Consider the following 17,769-nt stretch of genomic DNA (forward strand, 5'->3'; position numbering starts at 1 on the left):
GGAGCGAATCATGCACCAACACACAGAATCGATCAATAGCCCCAACAATCTCGCGCCACGTTTTGTGCAATCGCAAAACGTGGCGCGGATTAAACCAGTGACACCTTTCGACTTCCACGGCTTTCCCGTCCGCGTAATTGACGACGGTCACGGGGAGCCATGGTTCATGGCCAAGGACATCGCCGAAGCCCTGGGCTACTCCAACACGTCGAAGGCGATCAATGTCCACTGCAAAGCGGTCAGCACCTGCCATACCGAAATGGGAGGTCAGGTCCGCGCAGTGCAAATCATCCCTGAACGCGATCTCTACCGGCTGGTGATGAAGTCCAAGCTTCCGGCTGCTGAGCAGTTCGAAGAGTGGGTGGTTGGCCAGGTCCTGCCGACCATTCGAAAGACCGGCTCTTACACCGGCCAGGAGACGAACAACTCCAAGGTCATTGGCGAACTCGCCATTCTGGAATGCTTCGATCGCCTGCTGAAGCCGGCGCCCTCCAGCAAAATGATGATGCTTGCGCAGATCGCCGCCAACAACGGCCTGGATGCCAAATTCCTCCCAGGCTATGCAGTGGACGCCGCCTGTGACGCTGCCGGCGGGTCTTCGATGCCAACCAAGGCAATCACCGCCCTGATCAAAGATCACGCCATCGCCAGCACTGCCCGCGCTTTCAACCTTGCACTCAAGGCTCACGGGTTCCTGACTCTGCTTCATCGCAAAAACTCCAAACAAGAGACTGTCGATTTCTGGTCCGTGACCGAGAAGGGCCTGGCCTACGGCAAGAACCTCACCAGCCCTCAATGCCCCCGCGAGACGCAGCCTCACTGGTACGTGGATCGCTTCCTTGAATTGGCCGGCCTTGTCGGCAAAGGAGCCAAGTAATGGCCCGCATTCGCACCATCAAACCAGAATTCTGGTCGAGCGAGCAGGTGATGGAAAGCCGTCCGCTCGCTCGACTGCTGTTCATTGGGCTCTGGAATTTCTGCGATGACGGCGGCAACCACCCGCTGGCCCCGCGCACTATTAAGGCTCTGGTATTCCCAGGCGACGACATCACTACCGAGGCGGTCAGCGAATTGCTGGGCGAGCTTGAAGGCTCTGGTCTGACCCGCAGCTATTCCGTATCCGGAAAGCAGTACCTCCACGTTAACGGCTGGAAGCACCAGAAGATCGAAAAGCGCACCTTCAAGTACCCCAAGCCTCCGCAACTGATCGTCGAGGACGAAGAGCCTGACAGCGACGATAAGTCGATCAATCAGGAAGAAGTAGTCGAGCAGTCGTCGAGCGGTAGCGGAGAAGTCGTCGAGGAGTCGTCGAATGATCCTCGAGACCTCGACCCCGGAAGGGATGTAGATGTAGAAGGGAATGGAAGGGATCAACACCACTCTCATAACGCGGGCGAAGAAGTTCCGGGCTCAAGCTTCGAAGGCTTCGATGATCTCGAAGACCTTCCCCCGGAAGAGGGCGAACCACCTGTTGACCCAAAGGCCCCTGTCGAGATGACCCTGGATTGGATGCCTGACGCCAATCTGCTGAAGACCTACTGCATCCACTTCGGCGTCTCGACTGACCTGTTCACCAAGGAGGCCGTGGCCCCGTTTACCGCTCACCACGAAACAACCGGCCTGCTGCAAACCCAATCCAAGTGGGTTTCCCTGCTGGTGAAGTGGGTCAAGGACGACAAGAACAGGGCCAGCAACGTCCGCCCGTTCGTGAAGCGTGAGACCCCATCTCGCCACACGGGCTTCGCTGAGCGCGACTACACCGCAGGCTTGATCCAGCGGGAGGACGGCACCTATGCGCTCTGAGAAAGCGGTGTCAGTTCCGGATGGTGTGCTGCCAATCCGCACCCAGCCGGCCGATTGCGAGAAGCACGGCAAATTCGACCAGAAGGTTACCGTGATCCTCGGGCGGGAGCTGAAGGGCGGATGCCCTGAGTGCCTTCGCGCTGTTGCCATTGAGCGTGAGGAAAGCGCCAAAGCCGAGAAGGCATACGAGCTGCGCCTGTCCCTGGCCCGGAAGTTGGGTGACGCGCTGATCCCGAAGCGCTTCCTGAGCCGCACACTGGATAACTACCAAGCCGAGCATGACGAGCAGCGCCGGGCGCTGAAGTTCTGCCGCCACTACGTCGCCACGTTCGACCAGATCCGCGAAGTAGGGCGCTGCATGGTTCTGATCGGAAAGCCCGGAACCGGAAAGACGCACCTCGGCGTAGCCATGGCCAATGAACTGCTGCACAAAACGCCACGTACGGCCGTGTACCGAACCGTCGGGGCAGTCCTGCAGGCCATCAAGGCAACCTTTGACCGCAAGAGCGAACTGTCCGAGTCGGACATCCTGTCCAGCCTGATCAATCCCGACCTGCTGGTGCTGGACGAGATCGGCGTGAGCAAGGAACAGCCGAGCGACTTCGAGTTGACCACTCTGTTCGCAATCATCAATGGGCGGTACGAGCGTGAAGCCCCGACGGTGATTATTTCCAACCTGGGCGCCGGCGAACTGGGGCGGGCCATGGGCGACCGCTGTGTCGACCGGTTGCGGGAGGGCGGTTTGATCGTCGTTCCGTTCGAGTGGGAATCTCAGCGTGGCAAGGAGGGCTTCTGATGAACGAATCCAGGCAGCAACAGATTCTCGCCGGTCAGTCCTCAATCGCTCAGAAGGTTTTCACCCTCGTTCCTATCCAGGCGGCTTGGAGCAATCACGAAATCCACGGCGCCGCTCTCACGGCCAAGACCACCGGCGCATCGCCCTACGCCATCCGCCGCGCCTTGGGCGAACTCATGGAGGCCGGTCTGATCCGTGAGCCGGTTGGTGGCAAGTTTCAGCGTGACGCAGCGACCCCCAAAACAATCAAGGAGCAAGCCGTGACCCAGGTAGCCAAACAAGCCGTTGTTTCGATCAAGAAGTCCGAAGGCGCCCTGGATGTTCTGGCCAGCCTTTCCGGCGAAGTCGTGAGCCTGGCTGATGATTTCAGCAAGCGCATGAAGGCGCTCGCCAGTCGCATCGAAGAGGTGGCGCTGTCCGTGGAGGCTGAGCGCGAAACCAACGCAGCGGCCGTGGGCAAGCTGAAACAGTTGCAGGAACTGCTGAAGGGGATATCGCAATGACCGACTACACCGAACTGCAGCGTCTGGCCGAGCATCATCTTTCGCTTGGCCATGCCTACACGGTAGCAACTCCTGCAGCAGTCCTGGCCCTGATCGCCGAGAACGAGCGCGTCAAAGCTCGACTTTGCGTGTGCCGAGACTGCGGTGGCCAGGGTGAGGTCTATTCCGGTCACAGCTCCTACCAGGGTCACAATCAGCCGCCAGAACCTGACATGGACGTGTGCGGCACCTGCGGCGGGGATGGCGTTCTTGGGTCATTGGAAGACTTCGAAGCGTTGGCCGCCGAGCGCGACCAACTCAAGGCCGAGAACGAGGCGCTGCGCAAGGATGCTGAGTCTCGTATTGAGTGGGCCAAAGAAGCTTCTGCGGAAATTGATCGGCTTCAGGGTATCGAAGCTAAGTGCGAGGCGCTGCGCGACGACAGTGAGCAGAAACAGTACGACGCCAACGCTTGGCGCAATGGCGAAGAGTCGGTCTGGGTCGAAGTCTTTAACAGCGAAGGCGACGATCAATTCATCAGCGCCATCAGCGGCCAGATTACCGTCGAACAGTTGGCTTTGATCCAGGCTGAGATCCGTGAATATCGGGAGGACTATTTCGAGAAGGGGTCAGGCCTTTACGTTTTCAGGTGCGCCCACTACCAGGCGCATTACGACAACGTAGGCATGACGGAGCCGGCTCACTGGGAGACTGACTTTGAGTCATACAGTCCTTTCCCGTGGGAAGAAGAGGCTGCCGCCATGGACAATGGAGAGCAGTCATGACTACTGAGCTGAGTTTTGAGCTGAGCGGTATTGGCTTCTCAGGTATGCCACTGGAACGGGTAGCCAAGTACATGACCGCGCTTGCTGATCTGGTTGGGGAAACGGCCATGTTCGTGCGCATGACAGACAACTCAATTGTGTTCGTTGACCGTGGCGGGCAATCGACCTCAAAAACGTCTGAAAGTACTGACCCAGAAGGGTCAAAGGGTGGCGGGCAATGACTAAGCCGACGAAGCCCCGCCCAATGCCCGTGTACCTGGTGCTGCGCCGCCTGGTCGATCCAGCCACTGGCAAGGAGGTGGCTGCATTCGTACCGTCCTCCGACGCCGACCGGTCAATCCTGCGTGAGCGTGAATTCAAGATGAACGCGAAGATCCGCGCCGACCTCAAGCAGCCGCGCAACCCGCGCTTCAATGGTTTGGTCCACGGCCTGGGCCGCGTACTGAGCCAGAACATCGATCGGTTTTCCGGCAAGCAGTCCCACGACGCAATCAAGGCCTTGCAGCTGGAGTCGGGCGTGTACTGCGACGAGGAAGCATTCGACATTCCCGGCCTAGGCCAGCTCACTCGCAAGACACCACGCAGCCTTTCCTACGACTCGATGGGCGAAGAGGTGTTCCAAGACTTCTGGCGCCAGTGCTGCGCGTATCTGGTGCTGCATGACTGGCCGACGCTAACCGAAGAGCGCCTGACCGAGATGGCGGAGTTCGAAGCGTTCAAGGAGGTTGCATGACTATCGAACGGAAGCCGGCCAAGCCGAAGAAATGCCGCGTTGCTACGTGCGGGGCCTTATTCGTGCCTGCGCGGATGGGCCAGGCGGTATGCAGCCCGGTCTGCGCAATGATCGACGCGCCCAGGCATGCGCCCAAGGCGCGAAAGGCCCTGGCCGACATCGAGCGCAAGGACATTAAGGTCCGCAAGGAGAAGCTGAAGACCCGGGCGGATCACCTGCGCGAAGCTCAGGCCGCGGTGAACGAGTACGTGCGCCTGCGTGACGCACACCTGCCGTGCATCAGCTGCGACTCGACGCCGAACGACAACGACCTCATGACCGGCAGCCGCTGGGACGCCGGACATTACCGATCCGTCGGCGCCTGCCCAGAGCTGCGCTTCGAGCCGCTGAACATCCACCGGCAGTGCGTGAAGTGCAACCGAAACCTTTCCGGCAACGCCGTGGAGTACCGCATTCGCCTGGTGCAGCGCATCGGCGAAGAGAAGGTGTCCTGGCTTGAGGGGCTGCACGCGCCATGCAAGTACACCGTGGAAGAGATCAAAGCCATCAAAGCCGAATACCGGGCAAAGAACATAGAATTGAAGAAGGGGCTCGCAGCATGAAACTGATCAACGCAAGGCAGGTATGGACTGAGGCTCAGCACGAATCGAACGCGTCGATCAGCGCCGTGGCCATCGAAAAATCGCAATCAGCACCTATCAAGAAGGGCCAGCGCATGCGTCGCGCCGAGGCTGTATTTGCAGCCCTGGGAGAGGACAAGGAAGAGCGCATCCAGGTTGTGCGCCAGAAGATCAGTATCAGCGAGACCCGCGGTACGCCCGCCGGCCGCTCCACCGCTCGCGCCGCGCACCTGGCAACCATCGGCAAGGTACTGCGTGCCATCGACACCTTGCCGTTTCAGGTACAGCAGTTCGGGCACTACCTGTACCACCCGGCTATGAACATGAAGCACCTGTTGAACGCGGTGCTGCTGATAACAGCCAAAGCGGCGCTGCCTGACCTGACTTCGGCCAAGCGAGTGAAGGCGCAGTACCTGGTAACCCTGGCCCTGCAGTCGTACAAGGGGGAGGTGCACGGTGCTGTGGAGTGGGGGCCGGCGCGGGTAGCTGCCGAGATGATGGCCTTCTTCGGCGCGTCAGTTGATCAGAACAACTGGAACCGGGACTGGCGTGACCTGTGGATTTCCCTGAGAAAAGAAATTGAGGAAGTGGATATTCAGGCTCAGCAGCCTATTTGGCAGGTTATTCATTCGGAAAAGGACCAAGAGGCGGCATAATTGTATTGACATGAATGAATAATGTGGGTACTTTTCCCATAGTGCACAAGTAACGCGAAACGCACACGAAACCCTGAACCCGGCCAAGCGCCGGGTTTTTATTGCTTCGCCGTGCTGGCGTGGGATTAACCGACTCCTATCGCCTTCGCTAGGAGTGGGGCGCCGATCGCAAAGAACTGATCGACTAGTTTTGATGTAGTGGCTCGAGCGCCATCGGAAGATGCCTTTTTTATCTTCTCGCCTAAGGTATCTGCTCCTAACTCGGGCTGATCGACATGCTTCAAGGATTTGAGCCCAACAGCGGACAAGGTGTACAGAGAGTAAGACCTCCCTGACCGCTCAGATAGATAGCCTTCTTCTGCGAGCCATTTCGCCGTGTGATTGGCAAATGTCGTGAGCTCTTTCCATTCCTCGCTGTAGATAACCCCGCCCGCATCATCGCGCGTTGGTGTTTCATCTAGCACACCGATGACCTTGGGGTCTATGTGTGTGGGTCGGGGAAACGTCTCATAGAGGGCAGAAAGAATCTGCGCAGCTACCTCGTCAAATCGCTCAATATTTGTTTTCTCCATGGTTCTATCCCGTCTCGTGTCTTTAGTGGTATCGACGATAGCACGGAGCCATATGCCCGCCACTGAGCGGGCTTTTTTATTCCTCATGCCCCACGGAGTCGAGCGCATGGAGTATCTACAGCGCCTGCTCGACAAGATCGACAGGTTCGAACTACTGATTGCGGGTCTCGTTGGGGCTGTGATCGCCAGCTGGTGGCACAGGGACGATCTGAACGACTGGCGTGCCTGGATGATCTTCCTCATCACCGGCATGGCCTGCTCGATCTACCTGACGAGCATGGTCAGCACCTACCTGGGTGTGACGGAGCCGAAGATCGTCGCCGGCATCGGCTTCCTGCTGGGTGCTTTCGGCGGCTCGCTCCTGGCGGCCATCAATCGAGCCATTAAATCCGCTGACCTCTGGGCGCTTATCCGCCAGCGGTTCGGGGGAGGCAATCCACCATGAATCTTGAACTGATCAACTCCATCGCCTGCGGCCTTATCGCGCTGTGGGCAGCCTGGTGCGTACTGAGCGGGAAGGTGAGGGACGGCATCCTCGGGAAGCTGATCTACTCGGCCATCGCCATCAGCGGTTTCGTCGTTATGGCACGCAGCCAGAACATCTTCTTTGGCCCGAGCAGTGCCGGCCTGACCCTGCATGTGTCCCTGGCCCTGGCCGGCGCCCGCCACATCTTCATGGTCACTTACTGGCAGCCGGTTAAAGCCTGGCTTTGCCGGACGCTCAACTGCGAACACTGCATGAGCTGCCCGAAGGCGCCCGAAGGTATAGAGCGCCGGAAGCAGTAATCCGCGCCACGTTTTCGTAACTCGCAAAATTGTGGCGCGGAATGCGCCGAGGGCATCGCCATGGCTTCGAATACCAATTCCTCCAAGACTGTCACCCTGTTGGGCGGGATCGCGCTTGTGATCATCGTCCTGGCAGTGGCGGCCTTCAGCTTCGTGTGACGCCATGAAAGTAATCGTAACCAAGCTCTTGGGGTCGGCTGAGGTCGAGTTCCTGCGTGAAGGTGTGGTCGTTCACCGTGAGCGCTTTACCGGCAAGACAGATTCCGAATACCGCCGCACGATCGCCACAAAGGAGCCGTTCGACAGCCACCGCTGCCGGTTTGTGACGGCAACGCCTGCTGATCGCGCATTCCAGTACGAGGTTGCACCGTGAGCAAAGTGACTCGCCTGCGGCACGTACTGCCGATGAGCCCGGACATCAACGCTGCGGTAGGCGCTCTCGACAAGGCGATTGCTGATGCCGTTGACGCCGCCAAGGACGCCGGACTGCCCCAGGGCCTGATCGTTGGATTGCTCCACGGCCATGCCCACGCACAGACGCATCAGATGGTGACCGTATGACCGTCAAGGTTCTTGAGTTCAAGCGGGAAGACTGGCGCGATGCAGCCAAGACCCTGCGCAAGATTGCCGATGATCTGGACGCCGGCGAGCATCCCGAGTGCACCGTAGGTGCCTTGACGCTGATTGGCGCGAAGGGAGAGGTCACCGTGTTCGGCCTCGGCCCCAAGTGCGATGACCTGCAATGCCTGGGTGCAATGCGTCTCGGGGAGCAGAAGCTGATTGATGTGCTGCTGGATAACGCGGAAGGGTAGGTGTGCCGCAGGTGAGTGCGGCACGGGTGTATCACTTCACTTTCAGAGCTTCCTGGATCTTGTCAGCGTAACGATCCAAATTATCGAGTTCCCATTGAAGCTGGGACGCGCCGGTGGAGTTCAAGACCTTGGACTGAATCAAGGTCAGCGCGGCTGCCACGGCTGCCTCTCGCTGGAGGGCTGATGATCCTTCGCCTAAGCCGTTGTCCCTGCGAAGATTCTTGAAGTTTTCAGACATGATGCGTTCCTTGCTGTTGAGTTGATCGTCACCAATACCGGCAACGCGCCACTATTTCAAGCTTAAGGTGACCCATGGACAGGCCATACCCTCCATCGTCATTGCTTGAGCTGTCCGATCTTTCCGACTTTGGCGTCCGGCTGACCCCAGATCCCGAAGTGTGGGAGTGGCTCCAGGCCGAGATCCTTGCCGACACCGGCAGCATTCACAACGAAGACCATGCCCACCTACTGGATGCAGACATCCGGATCATGTGGGCTTCGTCGAGCTTCGAGAGGCAGGGAAGGACTGTCCTGGGTCAGGCCGAACAGGTAGCGTTCCGCGCCGGCGGCTGGCAGAAAGCCCGGATGGAGCAACAGATGCGCGATTGGTTCGGCGGCGTGCCGGCTTTCATCATCACCTTGGCTGCCGACTACTGCGCCCAGTGCAGCGACACCGACTTCTGCGCCCTGTTAGAGCATGAGCTTTATCACATCGCCCACGCCAACGATAAGTACGGTCAGCCAGCCTTCACCAAGGAAGGGGCGCCGAAGCTGGAGATGCGTGGCCACGACGTCGAAGAGTTCGTCGGTGTGGTCCGCCGCTACGGTGCAAGCCCTGACGTTCAAGCGTTGGTGGATGCTGCAAACAGTCCTGCTGAGGTGGGGAAATTGAAAATAGCGAGGGCCTGCGGAACCTGTCTGCTCAGATCGGCCTGAAATTTGACAGGCATTAGACGGAATCCAATTTATGGCAAACCTGAATAGTGAGGTGAAAGGCTTCATCGTTCAGGCCTTGGCGTGCTTTGACACCCCCTCTCAGGTGGTAGAGGCCGTCAAACAAGAATTCGGCATTGAGATCTCCCGTCAGCTTTGTGAATCGCATGATGCGACCAAGCGGGCGAGCAAGACCCTCGCGGCCAAATGGGTGACCCTGTTTCACGACACCCGCAAGCGATTCAGGGAGGAGACGGCCGAGATACCAATCGCCAACCGTTCTCACCGACTTCGCACGCTTGGGCGCATGGCTGAGAAAGCCGAAAGCATGAAGAACATTGCACTCACTGCCCAGCTATTGGAGCAGGCAGCCAAAGAGTGTGGCGACATCTACGTCAACCGAGCCCGGAAGGAAGAGGCGGGCGACGAACCGGTGATCCCGACCCGCATCCAGGTCGACGTGGTGGATGCGAGGAAGCCGAATGCCGAGCCTTAACGTTCCGCAGGCTCAGTTCCTCACGCTGCCTCATAAATTCCGCGCCTTCGTGGCTGGGTTTGGCTCAGGTAAGACATGGGTGGGCTGTTCGGCACTGAGCAAGCACTTCATGGAGTGGCCCGGCGTCAACGCTGGTTACTTCGCACCGACTTACCCGCAGATCCGCGACATCTTCTATCCGACCATGGATGAGGTGGCCTACGACTGGGGGCTGAAGACCAAGATCAACCAGGCGAACCATGAGGTTCACATCTACAGCGGCCGGCAGTACCGCGGCACTGTGATTTGTCGGTCGATGGAGAAGCCGCAGACGATTGTCGGTTTCAAGATTGGCCATGCCCTGGTGGATGAGCTGGACGTTCTTACTGCCGTCAAGGCTCAACAGGCCTGGCGCAAGATCATCGCCCGGATGCGCTATAACCTGCCTGGGCTGAAGAACGGGGTGGACGTCACCACGACGCCGGAAGGCTTCAAATTTGTCTTCCTGCAATTCGTGAAGCAGCTGCGCGACAAGCCGTCGCTCAAGGAGATGTACGGCCTGGTGCAGGCCAGCACGTTCGACAACGAGCTGAACCTGCCGGATGACTACATCGCCTCGCTGATGGAGTCGTATCCACCTCAGTTGATCATGGCGTACCTCAAGGGTCAGTTCGTCAACCTGACGTCCGGCACGATCTACACCGCCTACGACCGCAAGCTAAACGGATGCTTCGACACCGTGCAGCCTGGCGAGCCCCTGTTCATCGGCATGGACTTCAACGTCGGCAAGATGGCTGCGATCACACACGTCAAACGTGACCAGGGGCTGCCCAGGGCCGTGGATGAACTGATCGACGGCTACGACACGCCCGACATGATCCGCCGCATCAAAGAGCGCTACTGGCATCACGACGGCAACGACTTCAAGAAGACCTGCGAGATCAGGATCTACCCGGATGCCTCGGGCGATTCGCGCAAGTCCGTGAACGCCAGTATCACCGACCTGGCCATGCTCAAGCAGGCCGGGTTCGCGGTCATCGCTCCAGCGGCAAACCCGCCGGTGAAGGACCGAATCAACGCAATGAACGCCGTCTTCTGCAATGCGCAGGGCGAGCGCCGCTACCTGGTCAACTCGCTCACCTGTCCGACCTACGCCGATGGCCTGGAGCAGCAGGTGTGGGGCGCGAACGGGGAGCCAGACAAAACCGCCGGTATCGATCACGCGAACGACGCAGGCGGCTACTTCATCCACCGCGAGTACCCGATCATCAAACCGGTCACCGCAATGAAAATGGGGGTCGCTCGATGACGGACGTCACTTTCACCCGTCCCGAGTACACGGCGGCGAAATACCGCTGGCGCTTGGTGCGCGACGTCTGCAAGGGCTCGGAAACGGTCAAGGCTGCCGGCGATTATTACCTGCCCAGGCCGAATGCCTCGGACAAGTCACGGGACAACAAGGACCGGTACGACGCGTACAAGAAGCGTGCTGTGTTCTACAACGCGACCGGCCGCACGAAACACAGCCTCGTGGGCGCGGTGTTCCGCACTTGGCCAACGTTGACCGTGCCGGGTGCGCTCGACTACGTGACGAAGGACATCGACGGGCAAGGCGTCAGCGTTTACCAGCAATCGCAGTCGGTTATCGGGCATTTGCTCGAGGTTGGTCGTCACGGCCTGCTGGTGGATTACGCCGCCGTTGAGGCGGGAACCGTGAGTAAAGCGGACGAGCAGGCCGGTCGTGCCCGCGCCAACGTCGCCAGCTACCCAGCTGAATCAATCATCAACTGGAAGACGCGCCAGGTTGGCGGTCAGCACCTGTTGAGCCTGGTTGTGCTGCGCGAAAAGGTCGACGTCGATACTGATGACGGGTTTGGCAGTGAGCAGGTTGTGCAATATCGCGTGCTGCGCCTGGATGCTTCCGGCGTGTACACCCAGGAGGTTTGGGAAGAGGGCTCCAGCAAGACGGAAATGACCGTGGCGCCATTTGCCCCGCTGAACGGCTCAGGCCAGCCGTGGCGCATTATTCCGTTCCAGTTCCTGGGCAGCGAGAACAACGACACCAGCATCGACGACTCGCCGCTGTACGACATGGCCGAAGTGAATATCGGGCATTACCGGAACAGTGCCGACTACGAAGAAGCAGCTTACCTGGTGGGCCAGCCTCAACCATGGATGTCCGGGCTTGATGAGCAATGGCGCGACCACCTCGAAAAGACCGGGATATTCCTGGGTTCCCGGGCGCCTTGGCTGCTCCCTGCGAATGGCGCGTGTGGCGTTTGGCAGGCACAGCCAAACATTGTGGCCAAGGAGGCCATGGACGCCAAGAAGCAGGACATGGTGTCCCTCGGCGCCCGACTGATTGAGCGTGGTAGCGCGGTGAAGACCGCAACCCAGGCCGACAACGACAGCGCCGCTGAGCACAGCGTTCTCTCCTTGGTAGTGAGCAACGTTAGCGAAGCGTACAGCCAGTGCCTGGCCTGGATGGCTGAGTTCGTGAACGCCACCGGCGAGGTGGTCTACAAGCTCAATCAAGACTTCAGCCAGATCACGCTGGACGCGACGATCCTCGCTGCACTGTTCAATGCAGTGCAGGGCGGCAAGCTGCCGGAAGGCGACTTCTGGCAGTACCTGCGCGATCGCGGCGTGATCAACCCGGAGAAAACAGACGACGACATCCGAGGTGAGCTGGAAGCGCAAAGCACTGGGCCTGACCTGGATGACGACGAGGTAATTCCGAATGGCGGCAAACCAAGCAATCCTTGACGCCACCATCCGGCACGCCGTCTTCCTGGAGCAGCTGAAGTCGGGAGAGGTTGCGAAGTTCGCACCCTTCCTCAAGGAAATTGACCGCTCGATACGCGAGCGGCTGACCCGGGCGGACCTGACGGACTACACCGTCGACCGCCTGGAGCGCCTGCTAAGCGAAGTCGACAGCCTGCTGCTGGGCATCTTCGACCGTTACAGCGAGAAGCTGAACCTCGACCTGGTGGACATCGCCAATTACGAGGCCGAGTTTGAGGCGACCAGCCTGACCCGGGCGGCGCCGGTGGGTGTGACCTTCGACGCGGCGGTGCCAGGTGCTGCGGCAATCAGGGCGGCAATCCTCACCAATCCGCTCAGCGTGCGCGGTGCGGATGGCGGGAAGCTGCTCAAGGCGTTCATTGATGGCTTCACCGCCACGGAGCGGCAACGCCTCACAGGCGCGATCAGGCAGGGCTTCTTCGAGGGCCAGACGAACTTCCAGATCATCAAGAACATCCGGGGCACCAAGGCGCTCCAGTACAACGACGGCATCCTGGCTACGACCAACCGCAACGCTGGCGCCATCGTGCGGACGGCAGTGCAGCACGTCGCCACCCAGGCGCGCATGGAGACGCTCAAGGAAAACAGTGACGTCGTGCAGTCGGTGGAGTGGGTCAGCACCCTGGATTCGAAGACCACCAGCCAATGCCGGACGCTGGATAAGCAACGGTTCAAGCTGACCGAGGGGCCAAGGCCACCGATCCACATCAACTGTCGCTCGACGGTGGTTGCGGTGACGCGCTTCAGCGCCTTGTTCGCCAAGGATGCCACCCGGGCATCCATCGGCGACGGCGGTGCCCAGCAGGTGAGGGCAGACCTCAGCTATTACGACTGGCTCCAGCAGCAGCCAGCAGCGTTTCAGGACAAGGCCATCGGCCCGGTTCGCGCCAAGCTGTTCCGCGAAGGTGGCCTGAGTATCGAACGATTCTCCGAGCTACAGCTTGATCGCAACTTTTCACCTCTGACCCTTGTGCAGATGAAGGCTCTTGAGCCTCTGGCGTTCGAGCGGGCAGGCATCAAATAGCAGGCAGGGCCTGCAACTACGTCTCTGGGAGACAACCAATGCTGAAATTCCAACTGGATACCCTGGAAGGGGTAGATGAAGCCGTGCGCGATCTTTACACCGAGAAGGACGGCAAGTTCGTACTCGGCATCGAAGGTCTGCCGCAGCCTGAGGATGTCTCGGGCTTGAAGTCCAAGGTCCAGGAACTGCTGGACGAGAAGAAGGCTGCCGACAAGGCCCGCAAGGATGCCGAGGACCAGGCCCGCCTGGAGCGTGAAGAAAACGCCCGCAAGTCCGGCAACGTCGAGGAGCTTGAGCGTTCTTGGTCTGAAAAATACAACCGCCGCGAAGCTGAGCTGAACGGCATGCTGGAACAGGAGCGTGGAACGCTGAGCACTCAGATCCGGGATCTGACCGTCGGCCGTACCGCTACTGACATCGCGTCTGCCCTGGCAATCCCAGGCAGCGCCAAAGCCCTGTTGCCGCACATCGAGCGCCGTTTGAGCGTCGAGCAGCGCGAAGGGAAGCCTGTTGTGGTCGTCCTCGACCAGCAAGGCAAGCTCTCGGCGGCAACGCTGGATGAGCTGAAAGCAGAATTCGCAAACGACACGGCCTTCGCGCCGTTGATCGCGGGTAGCAAGGCATCTGGCGGCGGGGCTGCTGGTGCTGGAGGTGGCGGCGGGGCCGCAAAAGGAAAAATCGGCGGCACCAAAGAGGAACGACAGGCCGCGATCGCGAGCCGGTTCCCGGATCTCCCTCAATCGTAAGGAAATAACTCATGTCCCTGTCGCAAATGCAGGTTTTCAACGAATACATCATGCCGGCGACTCTCGAGACGCTGGATCAGTATCTCGCCGCTTTCAACGCCGCCAGCCGTGGCGCGATCGTGCTGTCTCCGGACGGCTTCACTGGTGACTTCCTCCAGGAATCGTTCTTCCAGACCCTGGCCGCTGCCCAGCGCCGCGTGGACCGCTACAGCGCGAACGCTACTGTCGCTGCAACCGATCTGACCGAGCTGAAGAACACTTCGGTGAAGGTAGCCGGCGGCTTCGGTCCGATCCGTTACGAGCCATCGCAGATGACCTGGCTGGAGCGTCCAACCGCGCAAGGCATCGAGGTCGCCAGCCGTGCGTTCGCTGAAATCCTGCTGAAGGACCAGCTGAACACCGCGATCGCCGCCCTGGTTGCTGCAATCACCGCCCAGGCTGCTGCCGTCAACGATGTGTCGGCTACTGCTGGCATCACCTACGCAGGCCTGAACAACGCCCACGCGAAGTTCGGCGACGCAAGCCAGAACCTGGTAACCCAGGTGATGCAGGGCACCAGCTACCACAAGCTGGTAGGTCAGAACCTGGCGAACCAGCAGCAGCTGTTCCAGGCGGGCAACGTCCGCGTGGTAGACATCCTCGGCAAGATCTCCGTTGTGACGGATGCTCCGGCGCTGATGCAGGCCGGCACCCCGAACAAGGAAATCATCCTGTCCTTGGTGCAAGGCGCTGCGCTGGTCCACGACGGCCGCGACATCATCAGCAACGTCCAGACCACCAACGGCAAGGAGCGTATCGAAACCACGCTCCAGACCGACTACACCTTCGGCCTGGGTCTGAAGGGCTACACCTGGGACACCACCACCGGCGGCAAGTCGCCTACCGACGCCGAGTTGGCCACTGGGACGAACTGGGACAAGACCGCCACCAGCATCAAGCACACCGCCGGTGTGGCTCTGATCGGTGACGCCTCCAAGTAACCCTGACAGCTGAGTCGGGCCCAGTGCCCGGCTCGGCGAGGACACGATCATGAGCAACAAGAACATCTGGTATCTGCCTGGTCCATTCCACCAGTACCAGGAAGACGTGAAGGCGCTGGCCAAGGCGAATGGCCTGCGCATCGTCGACGCAAGCGTTACCGAAAGCCGCGAAGATGCTGCCGACGATGTGCCCGACGTGACGGTCAAGGAAGTGCCGACGGTACTGCTGATCGATGGCGGAAACTCCAGCATCAACATCGACGCCTTCCGTGCCGAACTCGAATCTGTCGGCCTGATCGTCGAGTCATTCGCTGATCAAGCGCTGGTGCGCCCCGAAGGTGATCTTGGCCCGATCGCTGATCGCCTGTTTCAGGTGTTCGAAGCGGTAAACGCCGGCGTGGAAAGCCTTATTCGCGAGCGTGACGGTGAAGTTGAGAAGGTGAAATCTCTGCAACTTCAGGTAGACGACCTTCTCCAGCAGGCCGACAAAGCAGGTCGGGAAGATGGCTACGCGAAGGAAATCTCCGACCTGAAAGCAAAGCTCGACGAAGCGAAGGTGCCGTACCGCGCCAACGCCTCGAAGGAATCCTTGGAAAAGCTCGTAGCTGATCTGCCCAAGGCCTGATAATGCTGGCTGCCGGCGACCCGGCGGCCAATCTTCAAACCATTCCAGCGAGTTGACGCATGACACTCATCATCGAGGACGGCACCGGCAAGCCTGACGCCGAAAGCTACGCGAGCGCTGAGGACTTGGCCCTGTATGCCGTGAAATTCGGCACAGTCATCCCCGCAGGCGTTCCCGAGCAGGAAGCATTGCTGCGCCGGGCCGCCTTGGCGATGGATGGCAAGACCTGGAAAGGCCGCAAGATGAGCAGCGAGCAGGCCTTGTCCTGGCCGCGCCGGGAAGTGCTGCTGGATCAGGAGATCAAGCCGAACAACTACCTGCCGGCGCGCATCCAGTACGGGCAGATGGCCCTGGCCGCTGAGATTCATCAGGACGATATCGACCCGGTGGAGAAGCGCAAAGGAGCTGTGCTGCTGGATCGTGTTGAGGGGGCGGTGACGCGACAGTATGCGGCTATTCCGTCTACCAGTAACCGGCTGCTGCCAGCGGCGCCTGATCGTCCGAGCGCAACGCAGTTTGCCGACTACCTTCAAAAGCGTGGGCTGTTCGCAGTACGCGCATAGACACAGCGGAGACCGCCATGGCCTTCTACGACGAAATGGCCGTAATGGCTCTGGATATGATCACAGAGTTCGGCCAGCCCGTAATCATCAGCAAGACTGAACCTGGCGAGTACGACCCAGAGACGGGCGGCGAAGCTCCGGGGGCAACTGTCGAACAGATCGCCCAGGGCATCCTGCTCGACTTCACCGGCCAAGAATTTCAAAACAACAGTCTCATCCGGCAGGGTGACAAGAAGCTCAAGATCGCCGCGCAGGGCTTGTCCTGGGTGCCGGGTTTGCTGGACAAGGTGGTCGTTCAGGGGCGCACTTGGTCAATCGTGCCACCGCTGAAAGAGGTCAACCCGGCCGGCACGCCGATCTTGTATGAGCTGCAGGTGCGGTCGTGAGTCGGGCAGGTGCCGGCCAGTCCGGTAGTTTCGCCCTGAGCCTGGCTGAGTTTGCCGCCCAGGCCACGGAAGCCATCGACGCTAGTCTGCGCGAGATCATCATTGAGGTCGGCAACAGCCTGATCCGCATGTCTCCCGTGGGTAGCCCGGAGATCTGGGCGCAGAACGCTGTGGCGATCCAGTACAACAAGGCCGTTGACGAGCACAACACGACGCTGCGTAGTGATCCGGCCAACCTGACGAAGGCGGGCAGGCTTCGACCAGGGCGCAAGGTGCACGACGGCATGGATATCGTCGCTCCTGAAGGCTACGTCGGTGGCCGGTTCCGCGGGAACTGGATGTTCAGCATCGGCGCCCCCGATAGCGCCACGACCGAAGAGGTCGACCCGAGCGGCGCCAAGTCGACGGCGCGTATTACCGCCGGTACCATCGAATTCAAAGCAGGCGATACTTGCTACATAACTAACAGTCTCGGATACGCGATCCCGCTGGAGTTTGGCCATTCGACCCAGGCGCCCGGCGGCATGGTCCGGGTAACCGTGGCCCGCTTCCAGCAGATCGTGCTGGAGGCTATCAGGAACAATCAGGTATGAGTCTGTGCGTCATGCAAGGTTTGCCCAAGACCGGCCCGTGCTAATAGCAGCGATAGCGCGCTGGCTCATGCCAAACATTGCAGCAATCTGGCGCTGAGAAACGCCTTCTTGCATCAGGTTCCTAATTTCTCGAACTTGATTATCTGTGAGTTTGGCTGCGTGGCTTTCTTGGCACGTTTTGGGAACCAGAAGCCCTGTTGAGTGAGCATGTGCCGTATTTTCTTTGTGGGAGCACCATTCCAGATTTGCTGGCTGGTTATTTGTCTTGCACCCGTCTATGTGATTGACGCAAGGCAGTGCGGAGGGGTTAGCGATGAATGCTTCTGCGATCACTCGATGAGCGCTCACCGTTTTTCCCGCCATCAGGCAGCGTAGATATCCGGAATTGCTAATCCTGGGACTGAGTACCACGCCTGAAAATTTGCGCGCGACCTGCTTCCCGGAGCGAAAACGGCCCAATCCTACTCTGTCGATTGAGCGTATGCGGCCGAACGAAGACGCTTCATAGGCGTTGTTGTAGCCGGGAACAGGCTTCCATATCTCATTCATTTTGCTCTCCATCACAGAGGGTAATCACTAATGGAGTGCAGCAGG

Annotated in this window: 28 protein-coding genes; 25 read left to right on the forward strand and 3 right to left on the reverse strand. The window is 59.6% G+C overall.

Going from position 1 to position 17,769, the window contains the following annotated elements; genetic code table 11:
- Nucleotides 1–10 precede the first annotated feature (10 nt).
- The 9 genes from OZ428_RS07310 to OZ428_RS07350 are packed head-to-tail and all read left to right on the forward strand — an operon-like array spanning nt 11 to nt 5,875.
- Nucleotides 11–877: a BRO-N domain-containing protein gene (locus tag OZ428_RS07310; RefSeq protein ID WP_269132998.1), complete on the forward strand. Its 867-nt coding sequence runs from the start codon at nt 11–13 to the stop codon at nt 875–877.
- On the forward strand, nt 877–1,803 hold the full coding sequence (locus OZ428_RS07315) for a DnaT-like ssDNA-binding domain-containing protein (RefSeq protein WP_269132999.1): 927 nt from the start codon (nt 877–879) through the stop codon (nt 1,801–1,803). The genes OZ428_RS07310 and OZ428_RS07315 overlap by 1 nt, the downstream gene beginning before the upstream one ends.
- Nucleotides 1,793–2,599, forward strand: coding sequence for an ATP-binding protein (locus OZ428_RS07320; RefSeq protein ID WP_269133000.1), 807 nt, complete (start codon nt 1,793–1,795; stop codon nt 2,597–2,599). The genes OZ428_RS07315 and OZ428_RS07320 overlap by 11 nt, the downstream gene beginning before the upstream one ends.
- A complete protein-coding gene (locus OZ428_RS07325; RefSeq protein WP_269133001.1) occupies nt 2,599–3,102 on the forward strand; it encodes a hypothetical protein in 504 nt (167 codons plus the stop codon). The genes OZ428_RS07320 and OZ428_RS07325 overlap by 1 nt, the downstream gene beginning before the upstream one ends.
- Nucleotides 3,099–3,866: a hypothetical protein gene (locus tag OZ428_RS07330; protein WP_269133002.1), complete on the forward strand. Its 768-nt coding sequence runs from the start codon at nt 3,099–3,101 to the stop codon at nt 3,864–3,866. Before OZ428_RS07325 ends, OZ428_RS07330 begins: the two co-directional genes overlap by 4 nt.
- A complete protein-coding gene (locus OZ428_RS07335; protein ID WP_269133003.1) occupies nt 3,863–4,087 on the forward strand; it encodes a hypothetical protein in 225 nt (74 codons plus the stop codon). The genes OZ428_RS07330 and OZ428_RS07335 overlap by 4 nt, the downstream gene beginning before the upstream one ends.
- Nucleotides 4,084–4,599 (forward strand): hypothetical protein, encoded by a 516-nt coding sequence (locus OZ428_RS07340; protein ID WP_269133004.1) that lies wholly within the window; start codon nt 4,084–4,086, stop codon nt 4,597–4,599. The genes OZ428_RS07335 and OZ428_RS07340 overlap by 4 nt, the downstream gene beginning before the upstream one ends.
- Complete coding sequence (locus OZ428_RS07345; RefSeq protein WP_269133005.1) at nt 4,596–5,201, forward strand: recombination protein NinG; 606 nt, start codon at nt 4,596–4,598, stop codon at nt 5,199–5,201. Before OZ428_RS07340 ends, OZ428_RS07345 begins: the two co-directional genes overlap by 4 nt.
- On the forward strand, nt 5,198–5,875 hold the full coding sequence (locus tag OZ428_RS07350; RefSeq protein ID WP_269133006.1) for a hypothetical protein: 678 nt from the start codon (nt 5,198–5,200) through the stop codon (nt 5,873–5,875). Before OZ428_RS07345 ends, OZ428_RS07350 begins: the two co-directional genes overlap by 4 nt.
- 125 nt (nt 5,876–6,000) lie before the next feature.
- Here OZ428_RS07350 and OZ428_RS07355 read toward each other — a convergent pair whose 3' ends face one another.
- Nucleotides 6,001–6,447 carry a hypothetical protein gene (locus OZ428_RS07355; protein WP_269133007.1) on the reverse strand — a complete coding sequence of 149 codons (447 nt, stop codon included), beginning with the start codon at nt 6,445–6,447 and terminating at the stop codon, nt 6,001–6,003.
- Between the two features lie 106 nt (nt 6,448–6,553).
- Between OZ428_RS07355 and OZ428_RS07360 the strand changes: the two genes are divergently transcribed.
- From OZ428_RS07360 to OZ428_RS07380, 5 genes are all read left to right on the forward strand, one after another.
- Nucleotides 6,554–6,892 (forward strand): MFS transporter, encoded by a 339-nt coding sequence (locus OZ428_RS07360; protein WP_269133008.1) that lies wholly within the window; start codon nt 6,554–6,556, stop codon nt 6,890–6,892.
- Entirely contained in the window at nt 6,889–7,233 is a 345-nt protein-coding gene (locus OZ428_RS07365; RefSeq protein WP_269133010.1) for a hypothetical protein, read from the forward strand. The genes OZ428_RS07360 and OZ428_RS07365 overlap by 4 nt, the downstream gene beginning before the upstream one ends.
- Before the next feature lie 163 nt (nt 7,234–7,396).
- Nucleotides 7,397–7,606 carry a hypothetical protein gene (locus OZ428_RS07370; RefSeq protein ID WP_269133011.1) on the forward strand — a complete coding sequence of 70 codons (210 nt, stop codon included), beginning with the start codon at nt 7,397–7,399 and terminating at the stop codon, nt 7,604–7,606.
- Nucleotides 7,603–7,794 carry a hypothetical protein gene (locus OZ428_RS07375; RefSeq protein WP_269133012.1) on the forward strand — a complete coding sequence of 64 codons (192 nt, stop codon included), beginning with the start codon at nt 7,603–7,605 and terminating at the stop codon, nt 7,792–7,794. The genes OZ428_RS07370 and OZ428_RS07375 overlap by 4 nt, the downstream gene beginning before the upstream one ends.
- Nucleotides 7,791–8,045, forward strand: coding sequence for a hypothetical protein (locus OZ428_RS07380; RefSeq protein ID WP_021491149.1), 255 nt, complete (start codon nt 7,791–7,793; stop codon nt 8,043–8,045). The genes OZ428_RS07375 and OZ428_RS07380 overlap by 4 nt, the downstream gene beginning before the upstream one ends.
- A 31-nt stretch (nt 8,046–8,076) precedes the next feature.
- Here OZ428_RS07380 and OZ428_RS07385 read toward each other — a convergent pair whose 3' ends face one another.
- Nucleotides 8,077–8,283 (reverse strand): hypothetical protein, encoded by a 207-nt coding sequence (locus tag OZ428_RS07385; RefSeq protein ID WP_177067407.1) that lies wholly within the window; start codon nt 8,281–8,283, stop codon nt 8,077–8,079.
- 74 nt (nt 8,284–8,357) lie between these two features.
- Between OZ428_RS07385 and OZ428_RS07390 the strand changes: the two genes are divergently transcribed.
- From OZ428_RS07390 to OZ428_RS07440, 11 genes are read left to right on the forward strand one after another with little or no spacing between them, the layout of a single operon-like run.
- Nucleotides 8,358–8,981, forward strand: a complete 624-nt coding sequence (locus tag OZ428_RS07390) for a putative metallopeptidase (RefSeq protein WP_269133013.1) — start codon at nt 8,358–8,360, stop codon at nt 8,979–8,981.
- A gap of 31 nt (nt 8,982–9,012) precedes the next feature.
- A complete protein-coding gene (locus tag OZ428_RS07395; RefSeq protein WP_154845443.1) occupies nt 9,013–9,474 on the forward strand; it encodes a DUF2280 domain-containing protein in 462 nt (153 codons plus the stop codon).
- Nucleotides 9,461–10,762 carry a terminase large subunit domain-containing protein gene (locus tag OZ428_RS07400; RefSeq protein ID WP_269133014.1) on the forward strand — a complete coding sequence of 434 codons (1,302 nt, stop codon included), beginning with the start codon at nt 9,461–9,463 and terminating at the stop codon, nt 10,760–10,762. The genes OZ428_RS07395 and OZ428_RS07400 overlap by 14 nt, the downstream gene beginning before the upstream one ends.
- The gene (locus tag OZ428_RS07405) at nt 10,759–12,219 is read left to right on the forward strand and encodes a DUF4055 domain-containing protein (protein ID WP_269133015.1); all 1,461 of its coding nucleotides are present in this window, start codon (nt 10,759–10,761) and stop codon (nt 12,217–12,219) included. Before OZ428_RS07400 ends, OZ428_RS07405 begins: the two co-directional genes overlap by 4 nt.
- Entirely contained in the window at nt 12,194–13,282 is a 1,089-nt protein-coding gene (locus OZ428_RS07410; RefSeq protein ID WP_269133016.1) for a minor capsid protein, read from the forward strand. Before OZ428_RS07405 ends, OZ428_RS07410 begins: the two co-directional genes overlap by 26 nt.
- Before the next feature lie 38 nt (nt 13,283–13,320).
- Nucleotides 13,321–14,028, forward strand: coding sequence for a hypothetical protein (locus OZ428_RS07415; RefSeq protein ID WP_269133017.1), 708 nt, complete (start codon nt 13,321–13,323; stop codon nt 14,026–14,028).
- An 11-nt stretch (nt 14,029–14,039) separates the two neighbouring features.
- Nucleotides 14,040–15,008 (forward strand): major capsid protein, encoded by a 969-nt coding sequence (locus OZ428_RS07420; protein WP_078825126.1) that lies wholly within the window; start codon nt 14,040–14,042, stop codon nt 15,006–15,008.
- Between the two features lie 49 nt (nt 15,009–15,057).
- On the forward strand, nt 15,058–15,633 hold the full coding sequence (locus OZ428_RS07425; RefSeq protein ID WP_269133018.1) for a hypothetical protein: 576 nt from the start codon (nt 15,058–15,060) through the stop codon (nt 15,631–15,633).
- Nucleotides 15,634–15,692: 59 nt separating this feature from the next.
- Entirely contained in the window at nt 15,693–16,196 is a 504-nt protein-coding gene (locus tag OZ428_RS07430) for a DnaT-like ssDNA-binding protein (RefSeq protein ID WP_046382981.1), read from the forward strand.
- Nucleotides 16,197–16,213: 17 nt separating this feature from the next.
- Nucleotides 16,214–16,582: a hypothetical protein gene (locus OZ428_RS07435; protein ID WP_269133019.1), complete on the forward strand. Its 369-nt coding sequence runs from the start codon at nt 16,214–16,216 to the stop codon at nt 16,580–16,582.
- On the forward strand, nt 16,579–17,175 hold the full coding sequence (locus OZ428_RS07440; RefSeq protein WP_269133020.1) for a hypothetical protein: 597 nt from the start codon (nt 16,579–16,581) through the stop codon (nt 17,173–17,175). The genes OZ428_RS07435 and OZ428_RS07440 overlap by 4 nt, the downstream gene beginning before the upstream one ends.
- A gap of 9 nt (nt 17,176–17,184) precedes the next feature.
- On the opposite strand, the gene OZ428_RS07445 is transcribed toward OZ428_RS07440, so the two are convergent.
- Nucleotides 17,185–17,724 (reverse strand): NUMOD4 domain-containing protein, encoded by a 540-nt coding sequence (locus OZ428_RS07445; protein ID WP_053069982.1) that lies wholly within the window; start codon nt 17,722–17,724, stop codon nt 17,185–17,187.
- Between the last annotated feature and the right edge of the window lie 45 nt (nt 17,725–17,769).

This window comes from Pseudomonas sp. GXZC, assembly GCF_026967615.1.
GTDB lineage: Bacteria > Pseudomonadota > Gammaproteobacteria > Pseudomonadales > Pseudomonadaceae > Aquipseudomonas > Aquipseudomonas azotoformans_A.